We start from the raw sequence: 22,795 nt of genomic DNA, 5'->3' as shown, positions 1-22,795 counted from the left end.
GTGCAAAAAAATCCCCTTCAAAAAACAATAGTCTGCACAAATATGACGAGCATGGCGGCGGCAAGAAATTTCACCAGGATGTGATATACAGCGCAGTAAAATGCACACCTGGAATACGGTTCAAAATAAGATAACGGGATGATTTTTAGGGTGTAGATAAGGTGTAAGCGAGGCGGCGATGGCACGCCATCGATTTCTTGCAATTATCGAAATTTCATATGGATGGAGCGTGCCGCGCGGGCGAAATGGCGCTGAAAAACGGCAGCCGTTTGATTGCGCTGGTCAAAGCGTCTTCCGTACTACTGGCCGTTAAAAAATAAAAAGACAGGGCCTGTTAGCGGCCCTGAACGCCGATTAACCGCAAATCTGACTTACGTTGACGTTTTAACATCTCATAAAAATTTTCATGGGCGCCAAGGCTGAGCAAATAGAGCTCGAGCCTTGCGTTCTGCCAACTGTAGCCGAGTAATGCCAATTGATTGTTGAGATGGAATTTATGCACCCGGAGATAGCAAAGGTCGCCCTTCTTACGCTCGCCAATTTCCGGGTCAGCCACTACCTTCTCAATTTCATCTTCCACCAACACGAGGAAAGGCTCAGGCAATTTCTCCAGAGCTTTTCCAAAACGGGCGGTTTCATACACTGTCAGGGTTTTGTCGTTGAGTTCTGCGGACATATTTTTGCGCTCTGCCATTTTCCATTTCGCTTTGTGCCAGCATCGTTTCTTTGATAAAGCTGTAAGGCAGGTCTGGGTTATCTTCAACGATCTGCCCAATTTTTGCCCAATACTCTATTTGCTTTGGCACGCTCCGGCTGCAGGCGTCGGCGTGAATTTTGACATCCGCTACGAACTGGTCATCTAACCGTATGCTAATAGCCATGTTCATACTCCATCACCTCCATGTGACCTTCAGTTGTGAATAAGTTTACGCGCATAACATCGCGTGGCGCGACAAAATGTCGCAAAATTGCGAGATACGTTCAAGAACTATTTTTTAGGCCGTTTTTTTATCTGGCATCGCCGCCAGCTCCTTCAATGAAACCCTGGCGATACGGTACAGAATATGCCGTTGTAACGGATGGTTTTGCGGAACTAACGGGTGATCGAACTCTTCACAACGCATCATGCCTATTTTTTCCATTACGCGTTGTGAGGGGATATTTTCAAGCGCTGTAAAAGCAACGATTTCATCTATCCCATATTGCTCAAAACCAATCGCCAGCGCTTTTCTGGCCGCCTCCGGAGCATAACCTTTGCCCCAATACGGCTTATCCAGGCGCCAGCCAATTTCAATAACGGGAGAGAACGGCAATTCATAGCTCGGAATATTGAGCCCAACAAAGCCGGTAAACGCCCCGCTGCTTTTTTCTTCAACAGCCCAAAGCCCCCAACCGTGTAACGCCATTTTCTGCTTAATCACACCCGCCATTTTGTCGCTTTCTTCGCGAGTGAGCGGGTTCAGAAAATAGCGCATTACTTCCGGATTTGCGTTCAGTGCCGCAAAGGGTTCCCGATCGCATTCTTGCCACGGGCGTAAAATCAAGCGTTCAGTGTGGTATTCCATCTTCATCCCTTAATCTGTTGTCGTATCAAATTTGCCAGGGTCACCACGGCGTGCTGTTCGCGCTCGCCCAAAGCCCAGGAGGCATTAAGGCGGAAATAGTTGTCCCACGCCCCTCCGGTGGTAAACATTTTGCCCGGCGCAATACTGATTTTATGCGCAATCGCCTGCTCGCTGAGAAGGCTGGCATCCATATATTCCGGCAACTCTATCCACAAGAAGTAACCGCTTTCGCTATGGTGAATTTTCACTTCGCCCGGAAAATGCTGGTGCAGCGCCTGCCTGGTTTGCTGTTTACGCTCGGCTAGCGTGCGCCGCAGCTTGCGTAGATGCGTGTCGTAACGTTTTGTCGCCAGATAATCCACCAAGGCCAGTTGCATAGGCGAACTGGTGGAGAGCGTGCTCATCAGTTGGAGTTGCTGAATACGCCGCGCATGTTTACCCGCCGCCACCCAACCGATGCGAAAGCCCGCCACCAGGCATTTTGAAAATGACGAGCAGTGCAGCGTAATCTCCTGGTCGTCATAAGCTCGTACGGGTAACGGGCGCTCGCGGCCATAATAGAGTTCGCTATAAACGTCATCTTCAATGAGCGTCACATTGTGTTGTTGCAGGATTTGAACCAGTTGCTGTTTCTTTTCAGGTGACAGTGTCACGCCAAGCGGGTTCTGGCTGTTAGTCATCAGCCAGCAGGCTTTAACCGGATAATCTGTTAACGCCTGTTTGAGTGCAGCCAAATCGATGCCATTTTGCGGATCGGTTGCCACCGACAGCGCTTTTAATCGCAGCCGTTCTAGCGCCTGTAACGCCCCGTAAAAACAGGGGTTTTCTACAATCACCCAATCACCGGGTTCAGTCACTGCTTGCAGGCTAAGGTTCAGCGCTTCAAGGGCACCTGCGGTTATGACAATTTCATCTGGTGAAACCTGCATGCCCTGCTGGGCATAACGCCGCGCTATGGCATGGCGCAAGGCTTCGTTGCCAGGCGGGAGATTTTCAATCACGCTCATGGCTGTGGCGGTTTTACTCACCGTCGCAAGCGAACGGTTAAGCTGGTGGAGGGGAAACAGGCGTGGGTCCGGAAATGCCGAACCAAATGGCACCACGCTGGCATCACAGCTGGCCTGCAAAACATCAAAAATGTAGGTATTAATATCCACCGCTTCATCACGTGTGACTTTAACGGCGGCAACGGTTTTACGATTTATTGGGCGGGAGGCAACGTAATAGCCTGACTGCGGCCTGGCGACAATCACCCCCTGACTTTCAAGGGTCTGGTAGGCATGGCTGACGGTCATAAAACTCATACGGCTTAACGTCACTTGCTCACGTAGCGACGGTAATTTATCCCCCGGGAGCCAGGCCCCGAGGGCAATCTGGTCGATAATTTGCTGCGCAAGTTGCTGGTATTTTTTCATCTGTCGGCTGCATCGCAATTTATATCAGTTTAGTAAAACTACAATCAACTTCAAAACTGTTATAGGTATATGGTGCTTTTGTCCGAATTTAAAGCCTCCTCCACGTTCATTTTCTGCCAGTTACCCTCGTTAAGAGTTATTAAAACCCGGTTAGCTCCGGGTTTATTTTTTACCCTGTAAATAATTCTGTTTTACTGAAGCCGCATTAAGGTTGTTCATCAAACTTAATAATAAAAAGGTTCATCGCAAGCCGTCAGTTCGGAATCAGCATCATTCACTTGTTTTCAGGTGCTCAATCCCCTCATTGGTTAACCATCCTAATGAGCTATGAATCCCCCATTCAACCAGGCCCGCATCAATGGCCCGGTTCACTGCTGCCTCACAGACTTTCCTGGGCTCGCCAGTTTCCTCTGCTAATTGCTCAACCACATTTTGAAAACGGTAGCCCGATTTAATACCAAACTCATGCATTTGTGCGACGCAACGGCAAACCATTACGTTGGAAATATTCTTTGTTGCCATGGTTTTCTCCTTTGTAAGTAACAGCATTCATAAATTCCTTAAAATTTAGCGACTGTCAATAATTGGCTCATGCGGAAAAACTTACTGTCTTTACAGGAGATAGCCGTTTATTCCTGTCTGATTTACGAACAATTTTAGGGTGGCCCTCCAGAAACAAACCAAACTGTTATAGCTTTATGGCAGCAGTCTGTTTCTACAAGCCAGATGTGACGCGGCTTACAATCGAATCGAAAAAATTATTATGCGGAGTCCTGCATGTTCGGTTTAGATGCGTTTCATCTGGCAAGGATTCAGTTTGCGTTTACTGTCTCCTTCCACATTATTTTCCCCGCTATCACCATCGGGCTTGCCAGTTACCTGGCGGTGCTTGAAGGGTTATGGCTGAAATCTAAGAATCCGGTTTATCGTTCGCTTTACGATTTCTGGTCGAAGATTTTCGCGGTTAACTTCGGCATGGGTGTCGTGTCCGGGCTGGTGATGGCTTATCAGTTCGGGACTAACTGGAGCGGTTTCTCTCAGTTCGCGGGCAGTATTACCGGGCCGTTGCTGACGTATGAAGTGCTGACGGCATTTTTCCTCGAAGCCGGGTTCCTGGGCGTGATGCTTTTTGGCTGGAAACGCGTCGGGCCAGGGCTGCACTTCTTTGCGACCTGTATGGTGGCGCTGGGTACCATTATCTCAACCTTCTGGATTCTGGCGTCCAACAGTTGGATGCAAACGCCGCAGGGGTTTGAAATTCACAACGGCCAGGTCGTACCGGTAGATTGGTTTGCTGTGGTGTTTAACCCATCGTTCCCTTACCGCCTGCTGCATATGTCGGTGGCCGCCTTCCTGAGCAGCGCTTTTTTTGTGGGTGCCTCGGCGGCCTGGCATCTGTTGCGCGGCAACAAAACGCCAGCGGTCAAAACGATGTTTTCGATGGCTCTCTGGATGGCGTTAATTGTCGCCCCGCTTCAGGCGTTGATTGGTGATATGCACGGCTTGAATACGCTGAAACATCAACCGGCAAAAATTGCTGCCATTGAGGGACACTGGGAGAACGTGCCGGGCGAGCCTACGCCGCTGCTGCTGTTTGGCTGGCCGGATATGGAACAGGAACGCACGCGTTTTGGTCTTGAAATCCCGGCGCTCGGCAGCCTGATCCTTACCCACAGCCTGGATAAACAAGTCCCAGCGCTAAAAGAGTTCCCGAAAGAGGATCGCCCCAATTCAACGATGGTGTTCTGGTCATTCCGCATTATGGCGGGGCTAGGCATGCTGATGATTCTGGCTGGCGCGTTGAGCTTGTGGCTGCGCTATCGCCACCGTTTATATGAGAGCCGCCCGTTCCTGCACTTTATGTTGTGGATGGGGCCGTCCGGGCTTATCGCGATCCTCGCGGGTTGGATAACTACCGAAGTGGGCCGTCAGCCCTGGGTGGTGTACGGCTTGCTGCGCACCAAAGATGCCGTTTCGGCGCACGGGGATTTGCAGATGAGCATCAGCCTGCTGACCTTCTTTGTGGTGTATATGTCGGTATTTGGCGTGGGCTATAGCTATATGATTCGCCAGATTAAGAAAGGGCCGCAACCGTTTAATGACGACCCGCCGCCTTCCCACGGCACGCCTTCTCGCCCGCTTTCAGCGGCAACAGAATCGTTAGAGGAATTACGCTAATGGGCATCGATCTGTCGGTTATCTGGTTTGTGATTATTGTGTTCGCCACCCTGATGTACATCGTGATGGACGGTTTTGATCTCGGCATCGGGATTCTGTTCCCGTTTGTGCGAGGGGCGGAAGATCGCGATGTAATGGTCAATAGCGTTGCCCCGGTGTGGGATGGCAACGAAACCTGGTTGGTATTGGGAGGTGCGGCACTGTTTGGCGCGTTTCCGCTGGCCTATGCGGTGATTGTCGATGCGTTAACGATTCCGCTGTCGCTGATGTTAATCGGGTTAATTTTCCGCGGCGTCGCCTTTGAATTTCGTTTCAAAGCCACGCCTGCGCACCGCCCATTCTGGGATAAAGCGTTTATCGGCGGATCTATTGTGGCGACATTTTGCCAGGGTGTGGTGGTAGGTGCGGTGATCGAAGGCTTCCCGGTCACAGGCCGCACCTTTAGCGGCACACAGTTGGACTGGATTTCCCCGTTTAATCTGTTCTGCGGTTTCGGTCTGGTCGTCGCTTACGCAATGCTTGGTGCGAGTTGGCTGGTAATGAAAAGCGAAGATCCGCTGCTGAAAACCATGCGCAACGTCGTGAAGCCTTTATTGCTGGTTTTGTTGGCAGTGCTCGCGGTGATCAGCATCTGGACGCCGCTGGCGCATCCACAAATTGCCAGCCGCTGGTTTAGCCTGCCGAATCTCTACTTCCTGCTGCCGGTTCCGCTGCTAGTCGTGGTGTGCAGCATCTGGTTGTGGAAAGCAGTCGGTTCGCAAACTACCTGGCACAGCACGCCGTTTTTGCTCACCCTGGGCCTGGTTTTCCTGGGCTTTAGCGGGCTGGGTATCAGCATCTGGCCTTATCTGATTCCGCCGTCAATTACGCTTTGGCAGGCCGCAGCACCGCCGCAAAGCCAGGGTTTCATGCTGGTGGGCGCGCTGTTTATTATTCCGATCATTTTGGTTTACACCTTCTGGAGTTATTACGTTTTCCGCGGAAAAGTACAGCATGGCGAGGGGTATCACTGATGAAACAGACCGGTATTCGTTTGTTATGGATGGTTGCGCTGTGGGGCGGCAGTGTGTTGGCACTGACCGCCGTGGGAATGGGGTTTCGGCTCCTGATGACCGCCGCCGGCTTTAAGTCCTGATCACATGGCCAGCACGCCGCTGGCCGCACTCATATAGCGCAACGAGAAGTAGACTCTGTCCTGCCCTTGCGGGACAGGTGTCGACAGCCATTTTTCCTGATACGCCACAGGTGCAGGTAGCGCTTTGAAGGTTGTAGCCTGTTTATCCTGGCGGAAGAGTTCAATAACTTTCCCGGCTGACGGGGCTTGCAGATATAACGCCCGCTCAGCATCCGTTAACACCTGAGTTCCCGCCCCGTCCTGAATCCACACCTTGACGCCAGTATGGCTAAGGGTTGTCACCCATTTTTGATAGGAATCAGGCGTCATATTTCCGGCAAAGAAACTACTGACCGCAACGGGTTTATCCGCCACGGCCACCAGCGATAAACGCATTTTAGTGAGGTAGTTTTCAGCCACCTGCTGCATGTGCGGGTCGCGCCAGCGTCGGTCATCAAGTTCACTGCTGATATACCATCCGGCTATCGCGTTCTCCCCCAGGACATCGACCCAACGTTTTGCGATGGAAACATCGTCAGCCCGCAGATGATTGAGATAATTTTCCAGCGCCGGTATTGGCTGCTTTTGTTGTTGGAAAAACTGCCCGTCGGCCGCAAGGCCAATCACCAGCTTCAGGCCGCTTGCGTTGGTTAGCTGTGCTTTGCGTTCAAGCCAGGCCCGGGATCCCCCTTCCCGAAAGGCATCGTCGTAGCGACTCCACTGCAACACCAGAGTGTCAATTCCCTGCCCTTTAAGTTTGTCCAGCACGCTCTGCCATCGTGCGTCAGAAACAGAAGTGTCACGCAATTGCGGCTGATACATCACCGCATTTATGGCATGGGCGAAAGGCGTCACCAGGAGCAGTGTTGTTAAAAGGATTTTCATTGTTACCAGCGTGCTCCTATGGTCAGGAAAAGACTGTTTTTGGCACTCGTTTCGCGGTGATGGCCACCAGAAACATGTTGATATTCAAGCCCTACGCTTACTTTGTGCGGCCAGGCATCATAATGCGTTTCGCCGTACCAGTGGTTAACGCGCACGCCGACACCTTGCATGGTGCTGTCGCGATAGATACGGAATTTCTCCCCTTCGCCATAAACCGGGTAATTTGTCGAACTGTTGAACTGGGCATGGATGTAGGGCTCGATAGTCTGCCGGTCGCTCACTTTTTGGTGCCAGCTTACTCGGTAGTCAGCGGTGTAGAGTTGGTAATCCGCTTTTACGTAATGCGCCGCATCCAGATAGAGATTTTGTGCAAACCAGCCTTTGCCGATGGGATGCCATTCATCGCTGTATTTCCCGTCATTAAAGAAGGAGGCGCTGGCGCGTAGCATCATGTCTGCATCAGATTTTTGGCGATCGAGCGGGAACTGCTGTTCTGCCGCAAAGAAAATCGTCCGATCGCGCAGCGGTTTCCAGCGCACGCCCAGACCTGACATCGGCTGATAAATCGGTGCGATATTGCTGTGCCCGTCGCTGCCCGCAAACACGCGACCGTAAACGGAAAGCAAATCACCGTCGAGAATTTCGTTGCGACCAATGCGATATTCGGCCTCGGCCTGGCCATAGCTACGGTTGCCTTTGTCATTAGGCCCGCTGGTGTTCGCGCTATTGATCGACTCTTTTGTAAGGCCGAGGGCGCTGTCGAAAGTGAATGTCCAACGGCGCGCGCTTTCCTCATGGATCCGACGAAATTCGAAACGATCCTCCCGCTGTTTATCGGTTAATCCCTGCTTTGGCGTTACGGTGTTGTCGATGTCGTCCACCACACGTTCGCTGTAGAGTTGGGTGCGCGGCTTATCATCCAGGCGCTCATTGAGATACACCAGTTGACGCAAAATTTCAGGCGAATCCGGGTAGGTTTTTCGCGCTTTTTCCAGCGCATCACGGGATTCCCGGTAACGCTTTTGTGCTAGCAGGGCAAACCCACGCGCGGCATTGTCCGGAGTGCCCACTTTTTCAACTGCGGGCATTGTTAATCCGTTCGCCTGGGCAAGCGCATAATCTTCTGCGGCATAGGCCAGATAAGCGACCTGGCGCTGATAAAAAGCGGAAGAATCGCGCGCCGCGGCCTGTTGCGCGGCATAAAGCGCAAGCCCCGGTTGAGCCGCATAACATTGCGCCAGGTGCGACCAGCTTTCGGCGTCGTATTGCGCGGAGAAATCACCCAACAAATCACGCACCACAGCGCAGTTTTCTGCTCCCTGGAACAGTCGTGCCTGCGCCATCCGCTGGGTAGCTGTGGGTAACGGTTTTGCCAGGCGAGATTGACTTTCGCCAGTCAGCCATTCGGGGTGGGCTGTGAGTTGCTCATATAACCGCTGGCTCAGCGAATATTGTTGTTGCCCGGCCTGATTAAACGGCCAGTACCGTAACAGGAGCTCCGTCGCCCTTTTCCCTTGCCCCATGGAAACCAACTGATAGCTCACGGTTTCCAGCTCATTCGCTGACAAACTGCGCGTCTGGCTGATTTGATGAAGCAGCCGCATGCTGGATTGGGTATCGTTACGTGCAAAACTTAACGCCAGCCGCTGGTCGAGCGCCTGGGTTTCGGGGAAAGTGTTCAGCAGCGCATCCGCCCCCTGCCAGTCCCTTTTTTGAATCCGGATGGGTACTAAGGTCGATAATAAATACTGTTTGTTTTCCGGATAATTAAGCGACCAGTTAGCCACACTTTGGCCCGGTTGCTGGCTGTAGGTCGCGAGAAGCCGTAACCAGTTTCGCTCTTCCGAAGCGGTCTCGAAGACGGGTTTATGGCTGGCGAGATAGCGACGCAACGCGGTGAGCGCCTTACGCTCTGCCAGCGATTGCGCGTAGGCAAGCTGCATGCCTGGGGTATTCATTACGCCCTGGCTTTGCAAATCTAAAATCCGCCCGTCGCGCTGCGTGTGTATTAAGATGGCAAACCATTGTTGATACTGGGCGTTAGTCAGCGTGGCTTCGCCATCTAAGAGTGCAAAACCCTGGTCTGCAGCGGCCCACTGTTTCAGAAAAATCGCCCGCTGGGTGTAGTTATCCGCCAGTTGTTGCCCCTCAATGGAATGACGGAACGCTGCATCTGAAAGCTGCGCGCGAGCAATGTCTAACTCGTTAAGTGTAATGGCATAATTGCCCACTTCGCTGCGACAGCGAGTGCCTGGCTCGACATCACATTTCTTCTGGAAGGCTAACAATTGCTCCCGCGTTTTTATTTGCGGCGCGGCAACGGGAATGGCTTTTAGCGCTCGCTGTAACTGTGCATTTTGCGGCCTTTTGTTCAGCTCGCTTTCCAGTAAAACCCGGGCTTTTTTATCATGCCCAAAATGGCGGTAAGCCTCCGCCAGCCATAATGTCAGACGCAGGCTTTCAGGGGCCATTTCATGGGCGTGTTCAAAACTGCTCAGCGCTCGCATTTCGTCGTTGGCTTGCAAGGCGGAATGCGCCCGCTCGATATGGGGATAGACCTTGAAGTAGCGGTAATCGCTAAGGCCGAGATCTTGTTTTGACCCCTCGTCGGCGGCCAGCGCAGGCATCGCAAGCAGCACACTGCAAATCAGTGCCGCAAGCGGGGTTACAGGATTGTTCATAACACTTCCCCAGCCAGACGTGACTGTTGCAGACGGCTGATACCGGCTTTCTGTAACAGGCCGCTTAACGACGGTTGCAGTTTTTTCTGCTGTTCCAGGGCGTGGTTAACGACATGTTGGCTCACCACGCCCTCCTGCACCAGAAACTCACCAAACATCAAATCGCTACGTTCATAGCGCAACAACACAGCGCGCAATACGGCTTCGTTTAAGTGCGATTCGTTGGTTAGCACTTCCGCAAACAGAAGTTGGCCGGAGACATATTTTTCCCAAATCTCATCGGCTTTTGCCTGGGTGAGTAGATTTTCTTTCACCGCGCAGTCTAAGAGATGTTTTTCCTGGGTCGTCTGTTCATTGCCATACCAGTAGCGCAGGCCAATGACGACAAGGCCTCGGGGCACAATCACATAGCGAATGTTACGGCCAATTTTGCGGCCAAGAGCGGCGAGCGAAACGGGATCGATTGTGTTTTCGCAGGCCAGAACCAATGTTTCGCCTTCAAGGCGCAGCGGCAGCACCGCATGATGTTGCGCGACTTTTAGGGGAATACTTTTTAACAGTTCAGGGTTCAGCGCCAGCGGGTCGAACGTTTCCATCGGCACTTCAGCCTGTTTTGCCAGCGCAACAGCAAGCTGATGCGCGGTGATATAGCCAAGCTGCACCAGGCTGCCACCCAGTTTCAGGCCGGGAATACGGTTTTGCAGCGCATCCTCAAGTTGTGCCTGAGTCATTACGCCTGAATCGACCAGGATATAGCCTAGCGGCTGGGTAGAACGCCGATCGCTAACGGTGGGGAAATCGTGCGTGGTTTTGTCCCACGCCACGCGGCGCGGGTCGCCGTGCTGGATAACCTGTTTAATCGCACGCCAGTTCGCCACAAAGTTAATCAGGTTGCCCCAGAACAGACGCGGGATAACCAGCAGCCCCTGCAAGAGGCCATAGTAGCCGGTGACGAAAATCATGCGTTGAATGATGCGGTTGGCCATCAGCAGGAAGTTAATCCCCAGCAGTATTTTCAACCAGGATTCGCCAACAAAAATCGACAGGAATTGCCAGGCACCCTCCACGGTGTGCTGATAGATCATGATGGCAACCAGTTGCAGCATCACCAGCATGGCGGCAAAACTCAGGAAATTAGCAATCGCCCCTTTGCGGTCGCGCCACAGGAAGTAGTTCAGAATCGGGCTTGGGCTCCAGCGATGCGTTTTGAATCCCTGGAAGACAATGCCGATGATCCAGCGGGATTTTTGCCGGACAGCGGTAGCAAAGGTGTCGGGGAAATATTCACGCACGCAGATAACATTGGCGGTACGCGCTCGTTGACCAAAAGGTCTGGACACAGTTTCGTTTTCGTCAACCACCGGGAAGCGGCAGAAGATCTCTTCCATCCCTTTTTGACGCAGGCGGAAGCCAATATCGTAGTCTTCCGTCAGGCTTTGCACGTCAAACGCAATACCGTCGCCATCGGCTAACAGCGCCAGTACCGCTCGACGGCTAAAACAGGTGCCCACGCCAGCGCTGGGAACCTGCCCCGCCAACGCTTCACGCACCGGCACATCTTTACCATGCAGTTCGGAAAACTCGTCCAGATAACTGAGGCTTGTGAAGTGGGTCCATGAGCGCTCAAACGGATAAACCGGGATCTGAATTAAGTCTTTACGGTCAACCAAATAGTTGAAAAGACGTAATTCGAGGGGAGAAATAACGTCTTCCGCATCGTGAAGAATGAAGCCTGAGAAGTTAAAACGGGCGCTATGCTCAAACTGCAAAATGGCGTCGAGAATATTGTTCAGGCAATCCGCTTTGCTGGTGGGACCGGGGCGTGCACAGACGACTTTGTGAACATTTGGAAAGCGCGCGCAGACTTCGTCAACATCGCGTTGAGTGTCCGGATCGTTGGGATAGGTGCCAACGAAGATATGGTAGTTTTCGTAATCCAGAGAGCTGGCCGCAAGACGCGCCATGTTACCAATAACACCCGTTTCATTCCAGGCGGGGACCATTATCGCCAACGCCTTTTCTTGCGGCTCGTAAAGGGCTTTATAGTCGAGATAATCGTGAGTGCGGTAGACCGTCACCGAGCGCCAGAGGCGACGAGTCCAGTAGGCAATATCAATAAATAAGTCATCAATTCCGCTAATTAACATCAATATTGCCAGCGCAATGGCAATCACTTTCAATCCATAGAGCCAGGTTGAAAAGTAATCAACAAACAAGTCCATTTTTAACTCCAGAGAACATGTGAATCCTAATTCAGTCATCCACAGGAGGTCTGACTAATAAAAAAACCAGGCCCCACATGTTACGGGTATCATAAAACAACAAGATGAATCCTGAAAGTACATAAAACCATTTAGTGACCGCAAACAACTCATTTAAATCGCGACATAAGCAATAAAAGCAGTGTTTTAAACTGCTTTTTCATGTATTTTCGAATTAAAAAATCAACACAAATTCGTGAATTTTTTGTGGCATTCGTTCACATTTCTTGCCAGAAATGGCTTTGATCTTTACATTGGCGGCCTGAACAGCGAGGGGAGAAAATGACATGACGTATATCTGGTTAATTGTGGCGATTGTTGCCGAAGTGATTGCCACAACATCACTCAAACTTTCTGAAGGCTTCAGTCGGTTATGGCCAAGCGTCACCACTATTTTGTTTTATGGCGTGGCGTTTTACTGTTTATCGATAACCATGCGCACCATCCCGACCGGGATCATTTATGCCATTTGGTCTGGCGCAGGGATTGTGCTGATTGGCGCAGTAGGCTGGATATTTCTGGGGCAAAAACTCGACTGGCCAGCGATCGCGGGGATGGCGTTAATCATTCTGGGCGTGCTCGTTATTAATCTTTTCTCAAAATCAGTCGCGCATTAATCCTTCTTTTTTGCCGTGCTGCCGTGGTTATTTACACCACAAAACGCGGCAGCATCGCATATCAATTATTAACCAATCGTCAACCAAACCTTAACGATTCCCTCTTTTACATTGCTGACAATTCTTTTGCTTTTTTTCTGAAAGTTGAATAGTAACCATGAGGAATTATCTATAAAGTGTGCCCGTCACGTTAATGAGGTTGATGGCTATGGTTAAACAATTGAGGTCAAAACTGGGTGTAATTTTGTTGCTGATTGGAGCGGCTTTGTTTTCCGGTCAAACAACCGCGCAGACCCATGGTCATGACTATTTGATTGTCAAAAGCGCTGACATGCTGCTGCGCCATCAGGCGGATAGCGATGAACTGCGCCAGTCAGCCGAAGATTCCGCCGCTGATTTCCGCGAACATCACTACTATGTAAAAGAAAGGCGTCCGGGGACTTACCAGCTTTAGTTTGTTAGAAATTTGTAGACAGAGAGGCCCTTACTGATTGCCTCAAGAGAAGAATCAGTAAGGGTTATTTTAGCGGTTACTTGTCGCCAAAATGGATAACGGTACGAATTGATTTGCCTTCGTGCATTAAATCAAACGCCTCGTTGATTTGCTCCAGCGGCAGGCGGTGGGTAATAAACGGATCGAGGTTGATTTTACCGACCATCGCGTCTTCTACCATGCCAGGCAACTGTGTGCGCCCTTTCACGCCGCCAAATGCTGAACCACGCCATACGCGGCCCGTCACCAACTGGAATGGACGGGTTTTGATTTCCTGCCCCGCGCCTGCAACGCCAATAATCACGCTTTCGCCCCAACCTTTGTGGCAGCACTCCAGCGCGGAACGCATAACATTCACGTTACCGATACATTCAAAACTGAAATCCACGCCGCCGTCGGTCAGTTCAACAATCACATCCTGGATAGGCTTCTCGTGATCTTTCGGGTTGATGCAATCGGTCGCGCCCATTTCGGTCGCCAGTTTGAATTTCTCTGGGTTGGTGTCGATAGCCAGAATGCGCCCGGCTTTCGCCTGTACCGCGCCCTGAATAACGGCCAGACCAATACCGCCGAGGCCGAATACCGCCACGGTATCGCCCTCTTTGACTTTCGCCGTGTTGTGCACCGCACCGATACCGGTCGTGACGCCGCAGCCTAACAGGCACACTTTATCCAGCGGCGCCTGCGGGTTAACTTTTGCCAGAGAGATTTCAGCCACTACGGTGTATTCGCTGAAAGTACTGGTGCCCATGTAGTGGTAGATCGGCTCGCCGTTGTAAGAAAAACGGGTGGTGCCATCAGGCATCAGGCCTTTACCCTGGGTGGCACGAACGGCCTGGCAGAGGTTAGTTTTGCCTGATTTACAGAACTTACATTCGCCGCATTCTGCGGTGTACAGAGGAATAACGTGGTCGCCCGGTTTCAGGCTGGTCACGCCCTCACCCACTTCAACAACAACCCCGCCGCCTTCGTGCCCAAGCACAGCCGGGAAAACGCCTTCCGGGTCGTCACCGGATAAGGTAAAGGCATCGGTATGGCAAACGCCGGTATGAGTGATTTTTACCAGCACTTCGCCCTTTTTCGGCGGTGCTACGTCTATTTCAACGATCTCAAGCGGTTTGCCTGGACCAAATGCCACTGCTGCACGTGATTTCATGTTCTTCTTCCGTCGTCAGGTGAGATTGATTTTATTTTAGATAAGAGCGGATTAAATGCCCGACTTCAGCCATGCGTACCGCACGCTGATTTTCGGATGTTTCCCCCGCGACCAGTTCGTCTTTCAGGTGGATTTCCATCATTTCGGCCATCAAGCCATTGGCCGCGCCGCGCACCGCCGCGATTTGCTGCAGGATGGCGATGCAGGGATCGCCGTTTTCCAGTGCGCGCTCGATGGCCTCCGTTTGACCGCGGATCCTTCGGACGCGTGTCAGAATGCGTTTTTTGTCTTCAGGGGAATGTGGCATAGCGGCCTCCTTATACTATGGGGGGGTATGGTACACGAATTTTAAAATGGAGGGGGATTTTATATTTTTAAAATTTATCAATAGATCATGAATCATCATCAAAAGACATGCATAGCATATAGACATTCATGCCCCCCGAAATCTCCGATAGAGAACGTTCAGGGAAGCGTAAATTATTTGCTGTTTTTTTATTCAAATAACTAAGAGGTTTATAAAAATTCTTTTGAAAGTTCCAAAGGGCGACGATGATTCCAGCCCTCCGCCACAAACATAAAAAACATTAAAATCAATTAATTAGAAATAAAGTTGTTTCACTCGTGCACAAAGTACATGCAACAATAAGTCATTATGATCAGACAATGGATTTTTTCAGGTTAGTTCGGAAAAACCTTAATGGTAATATGGTATTTTCGTATATTGATCGCCCGATTAGATAATATTTCCTATCTATGCCAACGAAGATCATTCACGAGATGAATAGTTTGATTGTAATCAATAAGCACTCATTCTTTTAATGCAAAAATTCGTTATTCGGTAAAAAATTATATCAACACAATTCAGTTTTTTATTTCTGGCGAAAAACTCCGCTCGAATCTCGCCAGCTAATGTTTATGGCAAAACATAATAAATGTACAAAAATGGACATTTATTATGTCTGATATCACCTGTCGGGTGTAATAAATGGATATCTTCTGATTATATGCGTACTTTTATAGTTAGCCTTGAATCTGATATTGACCGTAGAAAAGAGATGGCTTTGTTGTGTGAAGAACACTCTTTATCTTACGAATTTATTAATGCCGTCGATGGCAGAAAATTACCTTTAGAGGTTGCAACAATAGTTACCCATGATTTTCACAATAGTAAATTAACCAGAGGTGAGATTGGTTGCGCATTAAGCCATCTCAATATTTACTCTAAAATGGTAGCCGAAGATACTCCCCATGCGTTAGTGCTTGAAGATGATGCTCTTTTTGATGCGTCTATACATGATTATCTGACTGGCATAAATGGGACTATCAGTAAAACCAAGCCAGAAGTTTTTATTCTTACCGCTACCTGTTCGTATAACAAACACATTAAGAAAAGTGATGGTTCGGGACATGATTACTTCAGGACGGTTAATGGAAGTGGGACTTATGGCTATATAATAAACTTACCCGCTGTAAAATTATTAATAGATGCCAATCTGCCAATCAAATTTGAGTCTGACCGCTGGGCTATTTTTAGAGACATTACGGGTATTAGGGTATGGTGCACTAATACGCCTGTAGTTAAAAACTCTTGTATGGATGTTGAAAAATCGACAATTGGTTCAGAGCGTCATTCACTAGCGAGAGACAGAGGCCGCGTAATAAATCAATTAAAAAGAGAAACTTCTTTTTATCAATTGAAAAGAATTAAGAATGTAATCCTGAATAAATCGGGTGTTGGCACTCCATCTAAGCAAATATAAAAATTTTAAGGCGAACGAATGCAATATCTCTGGTGGGGTTTGGGTGCCATTTTAGTGGTGGGACTTATTGGGCGACTATGGTGCGTATGGTTTGCAGGTGATGAGGACGACGAGTATCAGGAATGCCCGTACGAATAGCCGGCTAAGTTGGGCTTTCGTGATAATTCAGGCGGTTGCTTTTTTGAAGCAAGTCTTGTTCTAAAGCAACCGCTTCATGTCCACCAATGTTTCATTTGTGTTAAAACAAAATCTTCAGTAGCATCCGCTCTTTCGGAGAGAGAAAATGTCTGTTGCGGATTCACTTCTTGCTTATTCCTTTGCTGCCCTACTGTTAACCTTGACTCCGGGGCTTGATACCGCGCTTATCCTGCGAACGGCTACGGTTGAAAGTGGGAAAAAGGCTTTCCAGGCAGCGATCGGAATCGATGTTGGCTGTTTCATCTGGGGCGCACTTGTCGCCTTCGGTTTGGGGGCATTACTCGCCGCCTCTGAGCTTGCCTACAACGTACTCAAATGGTGCGGCGCTGCGTATTTATTCTGGCTGGGTATGCAGCTAATTCTCCGCCCACGCTCTAAATTCGATGCCACTCAGGCCGATACTGCCCCCACGAGCAATTGGTTTTTACGAGGAATGCTGGGCAATGTGTTAAATCCAAAGATGGGCGTATTTTACGTCTCCTTCCTGCCACAATTTATACCTGCAGGGCATTCGCCCGTCATCTGGACATTCTTGCTCGTGGCGATACACGTGCTTATTGGCACTCTTTGGTCATTAACGTTAATCCTTGCAACCCGTTACGCTTCTGAGATTTTAAAAACGCCTTCTATCGTTAAATGGATGGACCGGGCTACGGGCGGGGTTTTCTTACTGTTTGCTGCAAAACTGGCGATGAGTAGCCGATAAAAAAAGGGGCTAACACTGTTAGCCCCCTATTTCCAATCTCTCTTTTCACTTTCTCTTACCGGGCATCATGCGCAGCAACGTATTGTCTTTCCACACGTAGTGGTGGAACAGCGCCGCAAAAGCATGGATACCAATGACGAAATAGCCCGTGTTCGCGAGAAGCTCATGGTAGCTTTTTATGGTGAACTGCATATCTTCGTCAGGCTCAACCGCATGCGGCATCGGAATCCCCAGCACCGACCAGTCGCTGCCTTTGAAATAGACCGTCATAAATCCCAGAATCGGCAGCACGATAAACATGAGATAGATGACGGTATGCACCAGGTGCGATAACCCGGTGAAAGCCGGATGAGGTTTTGGCGTGATAGCCGGAGCGCGATATTTAATACTCACCAGCAATCGCGCAATCATCAAAAAGAAAACGCTGATGCCGCATGTAACGTGCGTGGCGTTAAATATTGGGCGATACGATCGCGGTGCAAAACCTTTGAGTTCCATCGCGCAATAAGCCCCGACGACCAGTAAAAAAACCAGCCAGTGAAGCGTTATCTGTAACGAGGTGTATTTACTGCGCATTTGAGTTTCCTGCTATGTACCAATGATTTTTCCAGGATAACGGCAAATCCTTAGAAAATCATTAACATCAACTGAAATTAACTAACATTTCTCTGTAGTAAGCCGGTTTGCGACCCCTCCATTTATAAACTATCACTAAAGTTGATTAAGATTTAAGCATCTTACAACGGTTAAAAGTGGAGTTCTGGTCATGAAAAAAATCGGTATTAATGGTTTTGGACGCATCGGTCGCCTGGTTCTACGCCGTGTTCTTGAAACCAAAAGCGAGGTTGAGATTGTCGCGATCAACGATCTGACATCGCCTGAAGTCCTGGCATATCTGTTAAAGCACGATTCGAGCTACCGTAACTTTGACGGGACGGTTGAACACACGGACGATGCGCTGGTGGTGAACGGCAAGAAAATTGCGGTCTATGCCGAAAAAGAGGCGAAAAATATTCCGTGGGGGAACGATGGCGTAGAAATCGTCGTTGAATGCACCGGTTTCTATACCTCGGAAGAAAAAGCCAGCGCCCATCTCGAAGCAGGCGCAAAAAAAGTGCTCATTTCCGCCCCTGCCGGTGATATGAAAACCATCGTTTTTAACGTTAACTGCAACACGATTACGCCGGAAGATAAAATCCTCTCCGTGGCGTCCTGCACCACTAACTGTCTGGCACCGATGGCAAAAGCGCTGCACGATAATTTCGGTATTAAAGTCGGCACAATGACCACCATCCACGCTTATACCGGTACGCAGTCGCTGGTCGATGGCCCTCGGGGTAAAGATCTTCGCGCCTCTCGCGCCGCGGCGCAAAATATCATCCCGCATACTACGGGTGCGGCAAAAGCGATTGGGCTGGTTATCCCTGAGCTGCAAGGCAAACTCAAAGGGCATGCGCAACGCGTACCGACGCTCACCGGCTCGGTCACCGAACTGGTGTCCATTCTTGAGAAAAAAGTGACGGTGGATGAGATCAATGCGGCCCTGAAAAAGGCAACCGAGGGCAACGAATCATTTGGTTATACCAATGAGGAGATTGTCTCGTCAGATATTGTTGGCACCCATTTCGGGTCGGTATTTGACGCCACGCAAACAGAAGTGACGGAGGTGGGGGATCTGCAACTGGTGAAAACCGTGGCCTGGTATGACAACGAATATGGATTTGTGACGCAACTGGTGCGGGTATTGGACGCGGTCGCGAAAGAGTAGTGACTTTCCTCTCCCTGAGTTTTATCAGGGAGAGGGTTTAAACAGCTACTTCAGCAAACGCACGCGCACCGCTTTGCCTTTGATCTTGCCCTGCTGTAACTGCTTCCAGGCATGACGGGCAACGGACTGGCGCACAGCAACATAAACGTGCATGGGATGCACATCAATTTTGCCAATATCCGCGCCATCCAGCCCCATATCACCGGTCAAGGCACCGAGAATATCGCCCGGACGCATTTTCGCTTTTTTACCGCCGTCGATGCATAAGGTTGCCATTGCTGCTTCAAGTGGCTTGATACTGCCGCCCGTTGGGGCCGGCTGCCAGTTGAGAGATAAATTCAGCATTTCAGCTAATACGCTGGCACGCTGCGCTTCTTCCGGCGCACACAGGCTAATCGCCAGGCCGCTTTCGCCCGCGCGAGCTGTACGGCCAATACGGTGAACGTGAACTTCCGGATCCCACGACAGCTCGTAGTTAATCACCATTTCCAGCGCTTTAATATCCAGGCCACGCGCGGCAACATCGGTTGCAACCAGCACGCGGCTGCTGCCATTGGCGAAACGCACCAGCGTTTGGTCGCGGTCGCGCTGTTCCATATCACCGTGGAGCGCCAGCACGCTTTGATTGCTTTCGGTCAGCGCATCGCAAACGGCCTGGCAATCTTTTTTGGTATTACAGAACACGACGCATGATGCAGGCTGATGCTTGCTGAGCAGTTTTTGCAGCAGGCTAATTTTGCCGCTACGGGAGATTTCATAGAACTGTTGCTCAACAGAGGGTAATTCATCGACAGAATCAATTTCGATGGTTTCCGGGGAACGCTGAACGCGAGAACTGATCGCCGCAATTGCAGTTGGCCAGGTTGCAGAGAACAGCAAGGTTTGGCGATCTTGTGGCGCATGGCTAATGACTTCGTCTATTGCATCCGCAAAGCCCATATCCAGCATCCGGTCAGCTTCATCCAGCACCAGCGTTTGTAGGGCGTTTAAGTTAACCGTCTCTTTTTTCAGGTGATCCAGCAAGCGGCCTGGCGTTGCGACAATCACGTGAGGAGCGTGTTGCAGGGAATCACGTTGCGCACCAAAGGGTTGGCCGCCACACAAGGTTAATACTTTAATATTCGGCATATAGCGCGCAAGGCGGCGTAATTCTTTTGCCACCTGGTCAGCCAGTTCGCGAGTAGGACACAGGACTAACGACTGCGTGATGAACTGGCTGGCATCAATGTGTTGCAGTAAACCCAAACCAAAGGCAGCGGTTTTACCGCTACCGGTTTTTGCCTGAGCACGGACATCTTTCCCAGCCAGAATTGCGGGTAATGCAGCCGCCTGAACGGGCGTCATGCTGTGGTAACCAAGTTCGGTAAGATTGGCAATTTGTTCTGCTGGCAGAACATTTAGGGTAGAAAAAGACGTCACAATTATACTCTCAATTAATGGGCTGTCAGACAGCGTCTGCCGCGCATGTTAGCAGATTTGAGGAGGCTACGCGGCAGTTTCCCGCAAAATACTTAGGTTGCTTATCAGTTAAATATTTCCGTGGGAAACAAATATATGGCAGGAAATAAAAGGGTTTGATTAGGATTAAATCTAAAAAATATTAATAAATGCTATCAAAGCTCAGGGTAAACGTATCCCAAACGAGCCCAAGATTAATCTCATCGTGCCGCTAGTCAGAGTCGATCTTTTGATATTACAATGCGTGGGTTGGGCCGAGTTACTACAAACATAAAAAAGGGTTGTTATGAAAAAGTTATTGATAGCAGTTGTAGCTTCTATGGTTTTATCCGGCTGTGCGCAACAAACGTTTACCATTAATAAGGATATTGCTGAGAAACCGCAGCAAGTCACTACGCACCATTTCTTTGTAAGCGGAATTGGTCAAACCAAAACCGTTGATGCTGCCGCAGTTTGTGGCGGTGCCGATAAAGTTGTTCGTACCGAAGTTCAGCAGACCTTTGGTGACGGCTTCCTCGGCTTTATTACCTTCGGCATCTATACCCCACGCGACGCGCGCGTTTACTGCTCGAAGTAAAAGCTCCTGCCGGTGTTCTGCACCGGCATCATTTAACGAAAGAAGCATGACCTTAGAATATCAATATCCCGAACACCTTCGTCACACTCTCGATACACTCCCTGCTCGCCCCGGTGTGTATATTTTTTACGGCTCAGATCAATCCTTCCCGCTCTATATTGGAAAAAGCATTAATATCCGCAGCCGAGTCCTGTCTCATTTCAGAACGCAATCCGAAGCCAAATTGCTGCATATGACTACCAGCATTAAGTTTCATGAAACCGTCGGTGAAATTGGTGCCCTGCTGCTGGAATCTCAGTTGATAAAGACGCAACGTCCCTTATTTAACAAGAGATTGCGTGTACTTCGAAAATTGTGCTCATTGCGTATAACAGACAGCTCGACGGAATTTGTTTTTAGCAACGAACTGGATTTCACTCACGCTAAAGATTTGTATGGTCTCTTTAAAACCAAACACGCAGCCATCGACCAAATACGGGAAATTGCTGACCAGCAGCGTCTGTGTTATGGCGTGCTGGGTCTTGAGAAGTTGCCCGCTAAACGCGCGTGTTTCCGATATTCTCTACGCAAATGCGCCGGTGCCTGCTGTGGGCAGGAGACGATAGAAGATCATCAACAGCGGCTCAGAGATTCGCTTGAGGCGATGAAAATTCGCAACTGGCCTTATCCGGGGCGCATTGCGATTGAAGAGAAATCGGGAACGATAAGCGAGTTCCACATTCTGCATAACTGGCTCTATCTGGGAACGGCTAAGTCGCTGGAATCGGGTAAAAAATTGGTTTCACCTGCCTCTCATTTTGACAGAGACAGTTATAAAATCCTTTGCCGATATGTTTTTCAACAAGATGGGCTGCACATTCTACAGTTGGATTAATCGTTTTGAGTCACTAACGGAAATCCAAAAGGAGTAATCCTTGCGCCCTCTCCAGCCGCTACTGCAAAACATGCTGGCATTCGCCGCCGCAATCCGTACCATACACGCCAGAATTACGCGTAACGCGTGTTGGTTTAGCCTGAGAACTCCATGACCAGTCAAAAAGAAATTTACAATCTCAACAAATTACAAAAACGCCTGCGCCGTAACGTGGGTGAAGCTATTGCAGATTACAACATGATTGAAGACGGCGACCGCATCATGGTCTGCCTGTCCGGCGGCAAAGACAGCTACACCATGCTGGAAATTCTGCGTAATTTGCAGCAAAGCGCGCCGATTAGTTTCAGCCTGGTTGCCGTCAACCTCGATCAGAAACAGCCGGGTTTCCCTGAACATATCCTGCCGGAATACCTGGAAAGCATTGGCGTTGAGTACAAAATCGTCGAAGAGAATACCTACGGCATCGTGAAAGATAAGATCCCGGAAGGCAAAACGACCTGCTCACTGTGTTCCCGTTTGCGTCGTGGCATTCTTTATCGTACGGCAACGGAATTAGGCGCAACGAAAATCGCTCTTGGCCACCATCGCGACGACATCCTTCAGACGCTGTTCCTGAACATGTTCTATGGCGGCAAGATGAAAGGCATGCCACCAAAACTGATGAGCGATGACGGAAAACACATTGTGATTCGTCCCCTGGCCTATTGCCGTGAAAAAGATATCGAGCGTTTTGCTACCGCGCGTGAATACCCAATTATTCCGTGCAACCTGTGTGGTTCGCAGCCTAACCTGCAACGCCAGGTGATTGGCGAGATGCTGCGTGACTGGGATAAACGCTATCCTGGCCGCATCGAAACCATGTTCAGCGCCATGCAAAACGTGGTGCCTTCACATCTGTGTGACACTGAGCTGTTTGATTTTAAAGGGCTTAAACACGGTGCCGAAGTGGTTGACGGCGGGGATTTAGCGTTCGACCGCGAAGAACTGCCGATGCAACCTGCGGGCTGGCAGCCAGAAGAAGACGACAGCGAAGCACCTCTCCAGCGTCTCGACATCATCGAAATCAAATAGCAATATCTTCCCTCT

23 protein-coding genes are annotated in these 22,795 nt (G+C 50.0%); 11 read left to right on the top strand and 12 right to left on the bottom strand.

All coding sequences use genetic code 11. From position 1 onward, the window contains the following. Positions 1 to 334 precede the first annotated feature (334 nt). The 5 genes from AB1E22_RS20025 to AB1E22_RS20005 all read right to left on the bottom strand — a co-directional run bounded on the left by AB1E22_RS20025 (position 335) and on the right by AB1E22_RS20005 (position 3,529). Positions 335 to 676 carry a type II toxin-antitoxin system RelE/ParE family toxin gene (locus tag AB1E22_RS20025; RefSeq protein WP_437178422.1) on the bottom strand — a complete coding sequence of 114 codons (342 nt, stop codon included), beginning with the start codon at positions 674 to 676 and terminating at the stop codon, positions 335 to 337. Next, positions 636 to 881, bottom strand: a complete 246-nt coding sequence (locus AB1E22_RS20020; RefSeq protein ID WP_367596972.1) for a TA system antitoxin ParD family protein — start codon at positions 879 to 881, stop codon at positions 636 to 638. The genes AB1E22_RS20025 and AB1E22_RS20020 overlap by 41 nt, the downstream gene beginning before the upstream one ends. A 114-nt stretch (positions 882 to 995) precedes the next feature. Then, positions 996 to 1,565 carry a GNAT family N-acetyltransferase gene (locus tag AB1E22_RS20015; RefSeq protein ID WP_367596971.1) on the bottom strand — a complete coding sequence of 190 codons (570 nt, stop codon included), beginning with the start codon at positions 1,563 to 1,565 and terminating at the stop codon, positions 996 to 998. 2 nt (positions 1,566 to 1,567) lie between these two features. Next, the gene (locus AB1E22_RS20010) at positions 1,568 to 2,980 is read right to left on the bottom strand and encodes a PLP-dependent aminotransferase family protein (protein WP_367596970.1); all 1,413 of its coding nucleotides are present in this window, start codon (positions 2,978 to 2,980) and stop codon (positions 1,568 to 1,570) included. 270 nt (positions 2,981 to 3,250) lie between these two features. After that, the gene (locus AB1E22_RS20005; RefSeq protein WP_367596969.1) at positions 3,251 to 3,529 is read right to left on the bottom strand and encodes a hypothetical protein; all 279 of its coding nucleotides are present in this window, start codon (positions 3,527 to 3,529) and stop codon (positions 3,251 to 3,253) included. A 228-nt stretch (positions 3,530 to 3,757) separates the two neighbouring features. Between AB1E22_RS20005 and AB1E22_RS20000 the strand changes: the two genes are divergently transcribed. From AB1E22_RS20000 to AB1E22_RS19990, 3 genes are read left to right on the top strand one after another with little or no spacing between them, the layout of a single operon-like run. After that, positions 3,758 to 5,158, top strand: a complete 1,401-nt coding sequence (locus AB1E22_RS20000) for a cytochrome ubiquinol oxidase subunit I (protein WP_367596968.1) — start codon at positions 3,758 to 3,760, stop codon at positions 5,156 to 5,158. After that, on the top strand, positions 5,158 to 6,171 hold the full coding sequence (gene cydB / locus AB1E22_RS19995; protein ID WP_367596967.1) for a cytochrome d ubiquinol oxidase subunit II: 1,014 nt from the start codon (positions 5,158 to 5,160) through the stop codon (positions 6,169 to 6,171). The genes AB1E22_RS20000 and cydB overlap by 1 nt, the downstream gene beginning before the upstream one ends. Further along, positions 6,171 to 6,293, top strand: a complete 123-nt coding sequence (locus AB1E22_RS19990; RefSeq protein ID WP_367596966.1) for a DUF2474 domain-containing protein — start codon at positions 6,171 to 6,173, stop codon at positions 6,291 to 6,293. The genes cydB and AB1E22_RS19990 overlap by 1 nt, the downstream gene beginning before the upstream one ends. On the opposite strand, the gene AB1E22_RS19985 is transcribed toward AB1E22_RS19990, so the two are convergent. Genes AB1E22_RS19985 through nfrB form a run of 3 tightly spaced genes read right to left on the bottom strand, consistent with a single transcriptional unit; the run spans position 6,294 to position 12,060 of the window. Beyond that, positions 6,294 to 7,157 (bottom strand): DUF4434 domain-containing protein, encoded by an 864-nt coding sequence (locus AB1E22_RS19985; protein WP_367596965.1) that lies wholly within the window; start codon positions 7,155 to 7,157, stop codon positions 6,294 to 6,296. A gap of 2 nt (positions 7,158 to 7,159) precedes the next feature. Then, positions 7,160 to 9,838 carry an NfrA family protein gene (locus AB1E22_RS19980; RefSeq protein ID WP_367596964.1) on the bottom strand — a complete coding sequence of 893 codons (2,679 nt, stop codon included), beginning with the start codon at positions 9,836 to 9,838 and terminating at the stop codon, positions 7,160 to 7,162. Further along, positions 9,835 to 12,060 carry a cyclic di-3',5'-guanylate-activated glycosyltransferase NfrB gene (gene nfrB, locus AB1E22_RS19975; protein WP_367596963.1) on the bottom strand — a complete coding sequence of 742 codons (2,226 nt, stop codon included), beginning with the start codon at positions 12,058 to 12,060 and terminating at the stop codon, positions 9,835 to 9,837. Before nfrB ends, AB1E22_RS19980 begins: the two co-directional genes overlap by 4 nt. Before the next feature lie 326 nt (positions 12,061 to 12,386). On the opposite strand from nfrB, the gene AB1E22_RS19970 reads away from it, so the two are divergent. After that, entirely contained in the window at positions 12,387 to 12,716 is a 330-nt protein-coding gene (locus tag AB1E22_RS19970; RefSeq protein ID WP_367596962.1) for an SMR family transporter, read from the top strand. 208 nt (positions 12,717 to 12,924) lie between these two features. After that, the gene (locus AB1E22_RS19965) at positions 12,925 to 13,170 is read left to right on the top strand and encodes a DUF2554 family protein (protein ID WP_367596961.1); all 246 of its coding nucleotides are present in this window, start codon (positions 12,925 to 12,927) and stop codon (positions 13,168 to 13,170) included. Between the two features lie 76 nt (positions 13,171 to 13,246). Here AB1E22_RS19965 and AB1E22_RS19960 read toward each other — a convergent pair whose 3' ends face one another. Beyond that, a complete protein-coding gene (locus AB1E22_RS19960) occupies positions 13,247 to 14,365 on the bottom strand; it encodes an S-(hydroxymethyl)glutathione dehydrogenase/class III alcohol dehydrogenase (protein ID WP_367596960.1) in 1,119 nt (372 codons plus the stop codon). Between the two features lie 31 nt (positions 14,366 to 14,396). Then, positions 14,397 to 14,672 carry a metal/formaldehyde-sensitive transcriptional repressor gene (locus AB1E22_RS19955; RefSeq protein WP_367596959.1) on the bottom strand — a complete coding sequence of 92 codons (276 nt, stop codon included), beginning with the start codon at positions 14,670 to 14,672 and terminating at the stop codon, positions 14,397 to 14,399. A 700-nt stretch (positions 14,673 to 15,372) separates the two neighbouring features. On the opposite strand from AB1E22_RS19955, the gene AB1E22_RS19950 reads away from it, so the two are divergent. After that, complete coding sequence (locus AB1E22_RS19950) at positions 15,373 to 16,128, top strand: glycosyltransferase family 25 protein (RefSeq protein WP_367596958.1); 756 nt, start codon at positions 15,373 to 15,375, stop codon at positions 16,126 to 16,128. Positions 16,129 to 16,411: 283 nt separating this feature from the next. Beyond that, positions 16,412 to 17,032, top strand: coding sequence for a LysE family translocator (locus AB1E22_RS19945; protein ID WP_367596957.1), 621 nt, complete (start codon positions 16,412 to 16,414; stop codon positions 17,030 to 17,032). A 45-nt stretch (positions 17,033 to 17,077) separates the two neighbouring features. Here the strand turns inward: AB1E22_RS19945 and cybB are convergent, their stop codons facing one another. Then, the gene (cybB, locus tag AB1E22_RS19940; protein WP_367596956.1) at positions 17,078 to 17,608 is read right to left on the bottom strand and encodes a cytochrome b561; all 531 of its coding nucleotides are present in this window, start codon (positions 17,606 to 17,608) and stop codon (positions 17,078 to 17,080) included. A 190-nt stretch (positions 17,609 to 17,798) separates the two neighbouring features. Here cybB and gap point away from each other — a divergent pair, with 190 nt between their 5' ends. Next, positions 17,799 to 18,800: a type I glyceraldehyde-3-phosphate dehydrogenase gene (gene gap / locus AB1E22_RS19935; RefSeq protein ID WP_367596955.1), complete on the top strand. Its 1,002-nt coding sequence runs from the start codon at positions 17,799 to 17,801 to the stop codon at positions 18,798 to 18,800. 45 nt (positions 18,801 to 18,845) lie between these two features. On the opposite strand, the gene dbpA is transcribed toward gap, so the two are convergent. Then, entirely contained in the window at positions 18,846 to 20,219 is a 1,374-nt protein-coding gene (dbpA, locus tag AB1E22_RS19930) for an ATP-dependent RNA helicase DbpA (protein ID WP_367596954.1), read from the bottom strand. A gap of 325 nt (positions 20,220 to 20,544) precedes the next feature. Between dbpA and AB1E22_RS19925 the strand changes: the two genes are divergently transcribed. The 3 genes from AB1E22_RS19925 (at position 20,545) to ttcA (ending at position 22,780) form a co-directional block, all read left to right on the top strand. Further along, complete coding sequence (locus AB1E22_RS19925; protein WP_367596953.1) at positions 20,545 to 20,835, top strand: Bor family protein; 291 nt, start codon at positions 20,545 to 20,547, stop codon at positions 20,833 to 20,835. A gap of 46 nt (positions 20,836 to 20,881) precedes the next feature. Next, positions 20,882 to 21,709 (top strand): excinuclease Cho, encoded by an 828-nt coding sequence (gene cho, locus AB1E22_RS19920; protein WP_367596952.1) that lies wholly within the window; start codon positions 20,882 to 20,884, stop codon positions 21,707 to 21,709. Positions 21,710 to 21,859: 150 nt separating this feature from the next. Next, positions 21,860 to 22,780: a tRNA 2-thiocytidine(32) synthetase TtcA gene (gene ttcA / locus AB1E22_RS19915; RefSeq protein WP_367596951.1), complete on the top strand. Its 921-nt coding sequence runs from the start codon at positions 21,860 to 21,862 to the stop codon at positions 22,778 to 22,780. Positions 22,781 to 22,795 lie beyond the last annotated feature (15 nt).

Source organism: Buttiauxella gaviniae, assembly GCF_040786275.1.
Classification (GTDB): domain Bacteria; phylum Pseudomonadota; class Gammaproteobacteria; order Enterobacterales; family Enterobacteriaceae; genus Buttiauxella; species Buttiauxella gaviniae_A.
The sequence above is the reverse complement of the archived record's forward strand: the minus strand, read 5'-3'. Positions and strand labels throughout refer to the sequence as shown.

Coding starts and splice junctions, on each gene's coding strand:
- AB1E22_RS19960 (WP_367596960.1), bottom strand. CDS start 14,365: ATGAAATCACGTGCAGCAGTGGCATTTGGTCCAGGCAAACCGCTTGAG.
- gap (WP_367596955.1), top strand. CDS start 17,799: ATGAAAAAAATCGGTATTAATGGTTTTGGACGCATCGGTCGCCTGGTT.
- AB1E22_RS20000 (WP_367596968.1), top strand. CDS start 3,758: ATGTTCGGTTTAGATGCGTTTCATCTGGCAAGGATTCAGTTTGCGTTT.
- AB1E22_RS19945 (WP_367596957.1), top strand. CDS start 16,412: ATGTCTGTTGCGGATTCACTTCTTGCTTATTCCTTTGCTGCCCTACTG.
- ttcA (WP_367596951.1), top strand. CDS start 21,860: ATGACCAGTCAAAAAGAAATTTACAATCTCAACAAATTACAAAAACGC.
- AB1E22_RS20010 (WP_367596970.1), bottom strand. CDS start 2,980: ATGAAAAAATACCAGCAACTTGCGCAGCAAATTATCGACCAGATTGCC.
- AB1E22_RS19965 (WP_367596961.1), top strand. CDS start 12,925: ATGGTTAAACAATTGAGGTCAAAACTGGGTGTAATTTTGTTGCTGATT.
- AB1E22_RS20025 (WP_437178422.1), bottom strand. CDS start 676: ATGTCCGCAGAACTCAACGACAAAACCCTGACAGTGTATGAAACCGCC.
- AB1E22_RS20015 (WP_367596971.1), bottom strand. CDS start 1,565: ATGGAATACCACACTGAACGCTTGATTTTACGCCCGTGGCAAGAATGC.
- cydB (WP_367596967.1), top strand. CDS start 5,158: ATGGGCATCGATCTGTCGGTTATCTGGTTTGTGATTATTGTGTTCGCC.
- AB1E22_RS19955 (WP_367596959.1), bottom strand. CDS start 14,672: ATGCCACATTCCCCTGAAGACAAAAAACGCATTCTGACACGCGTCCGA.
- AB1E22_RS19970 (WP_367596962.1), top strand. CDS start 12,387: ATGACGTATATCTGGTTAATTGTGGCGATTGTTGCCGAAGTGATTGCC.
- AB1E22_RS19990 (WP_367596966.1), top strand. CDS start 6,171: ATGAAACAGACCGGTATTCGTTTGTTATGGATGGTTGCGCTGTGGGGC.
- cybB (WP_367596956.1), bottom strand. CDS start 17,608: ATGCGCAGTAAATACACCTCGTTACAGATAACGCTTCACTGGCTGGTT.
- AB1E22_RS20005 (WP_367596969.1), bottom strand. CDS start 3,529: ATGCTGTTACTTACAAAGGAGAAAACCATGGCAACAAAGAATATTTCC.
- AB1E22_RS19925 (WP_367596953.1), top strand. CDS start 20,545: ATGAAAAAGTTATTGATAGCAGTTGTAGCTTCTATGGTTTTATCCGGC.
- AB1E22_RS19980 (WP_367596964.1), bottom strand. CDS start 9,838: ATGAACAATCCTGTAACCCCGCTTGCGGCACTGATTTGCAGTGTGCTG.
- AB1E22_RS19950 (WP_367596958.1), top strand. CDS start 15,373: ATGCGTACTTTTATAGTTAGCCTTGAATCTGATATTGACCGTAGAAAA.
- nfrB (WP_367596963.1), bottom strand. CDS start 12,060: ATGGACTTGTTTGTTGATTACTTTTCAACCTGGCTCTATGGATTGAAA.
- cho (WP_367596952.1), top strand. CDS start 20,882: ATGACCTTAGAATATCAATATCCCGAACACCTTCGTCACACTCTCGAT.
- AB1E22_RS20020 (WP_367596972.1), bottom strand. CDS start 881: ATGGCTATTAGCATACGGTTAGATGACCAGTTCGTAGCGGATGTCAAA.
- AB1E22_RS19985 (WP_367596965.1), bottom strand. CDS start 7,157: ATGAAAATCCTTTTAACAACACTGCTCCTGGTGACGCCTTTCGCCCAT.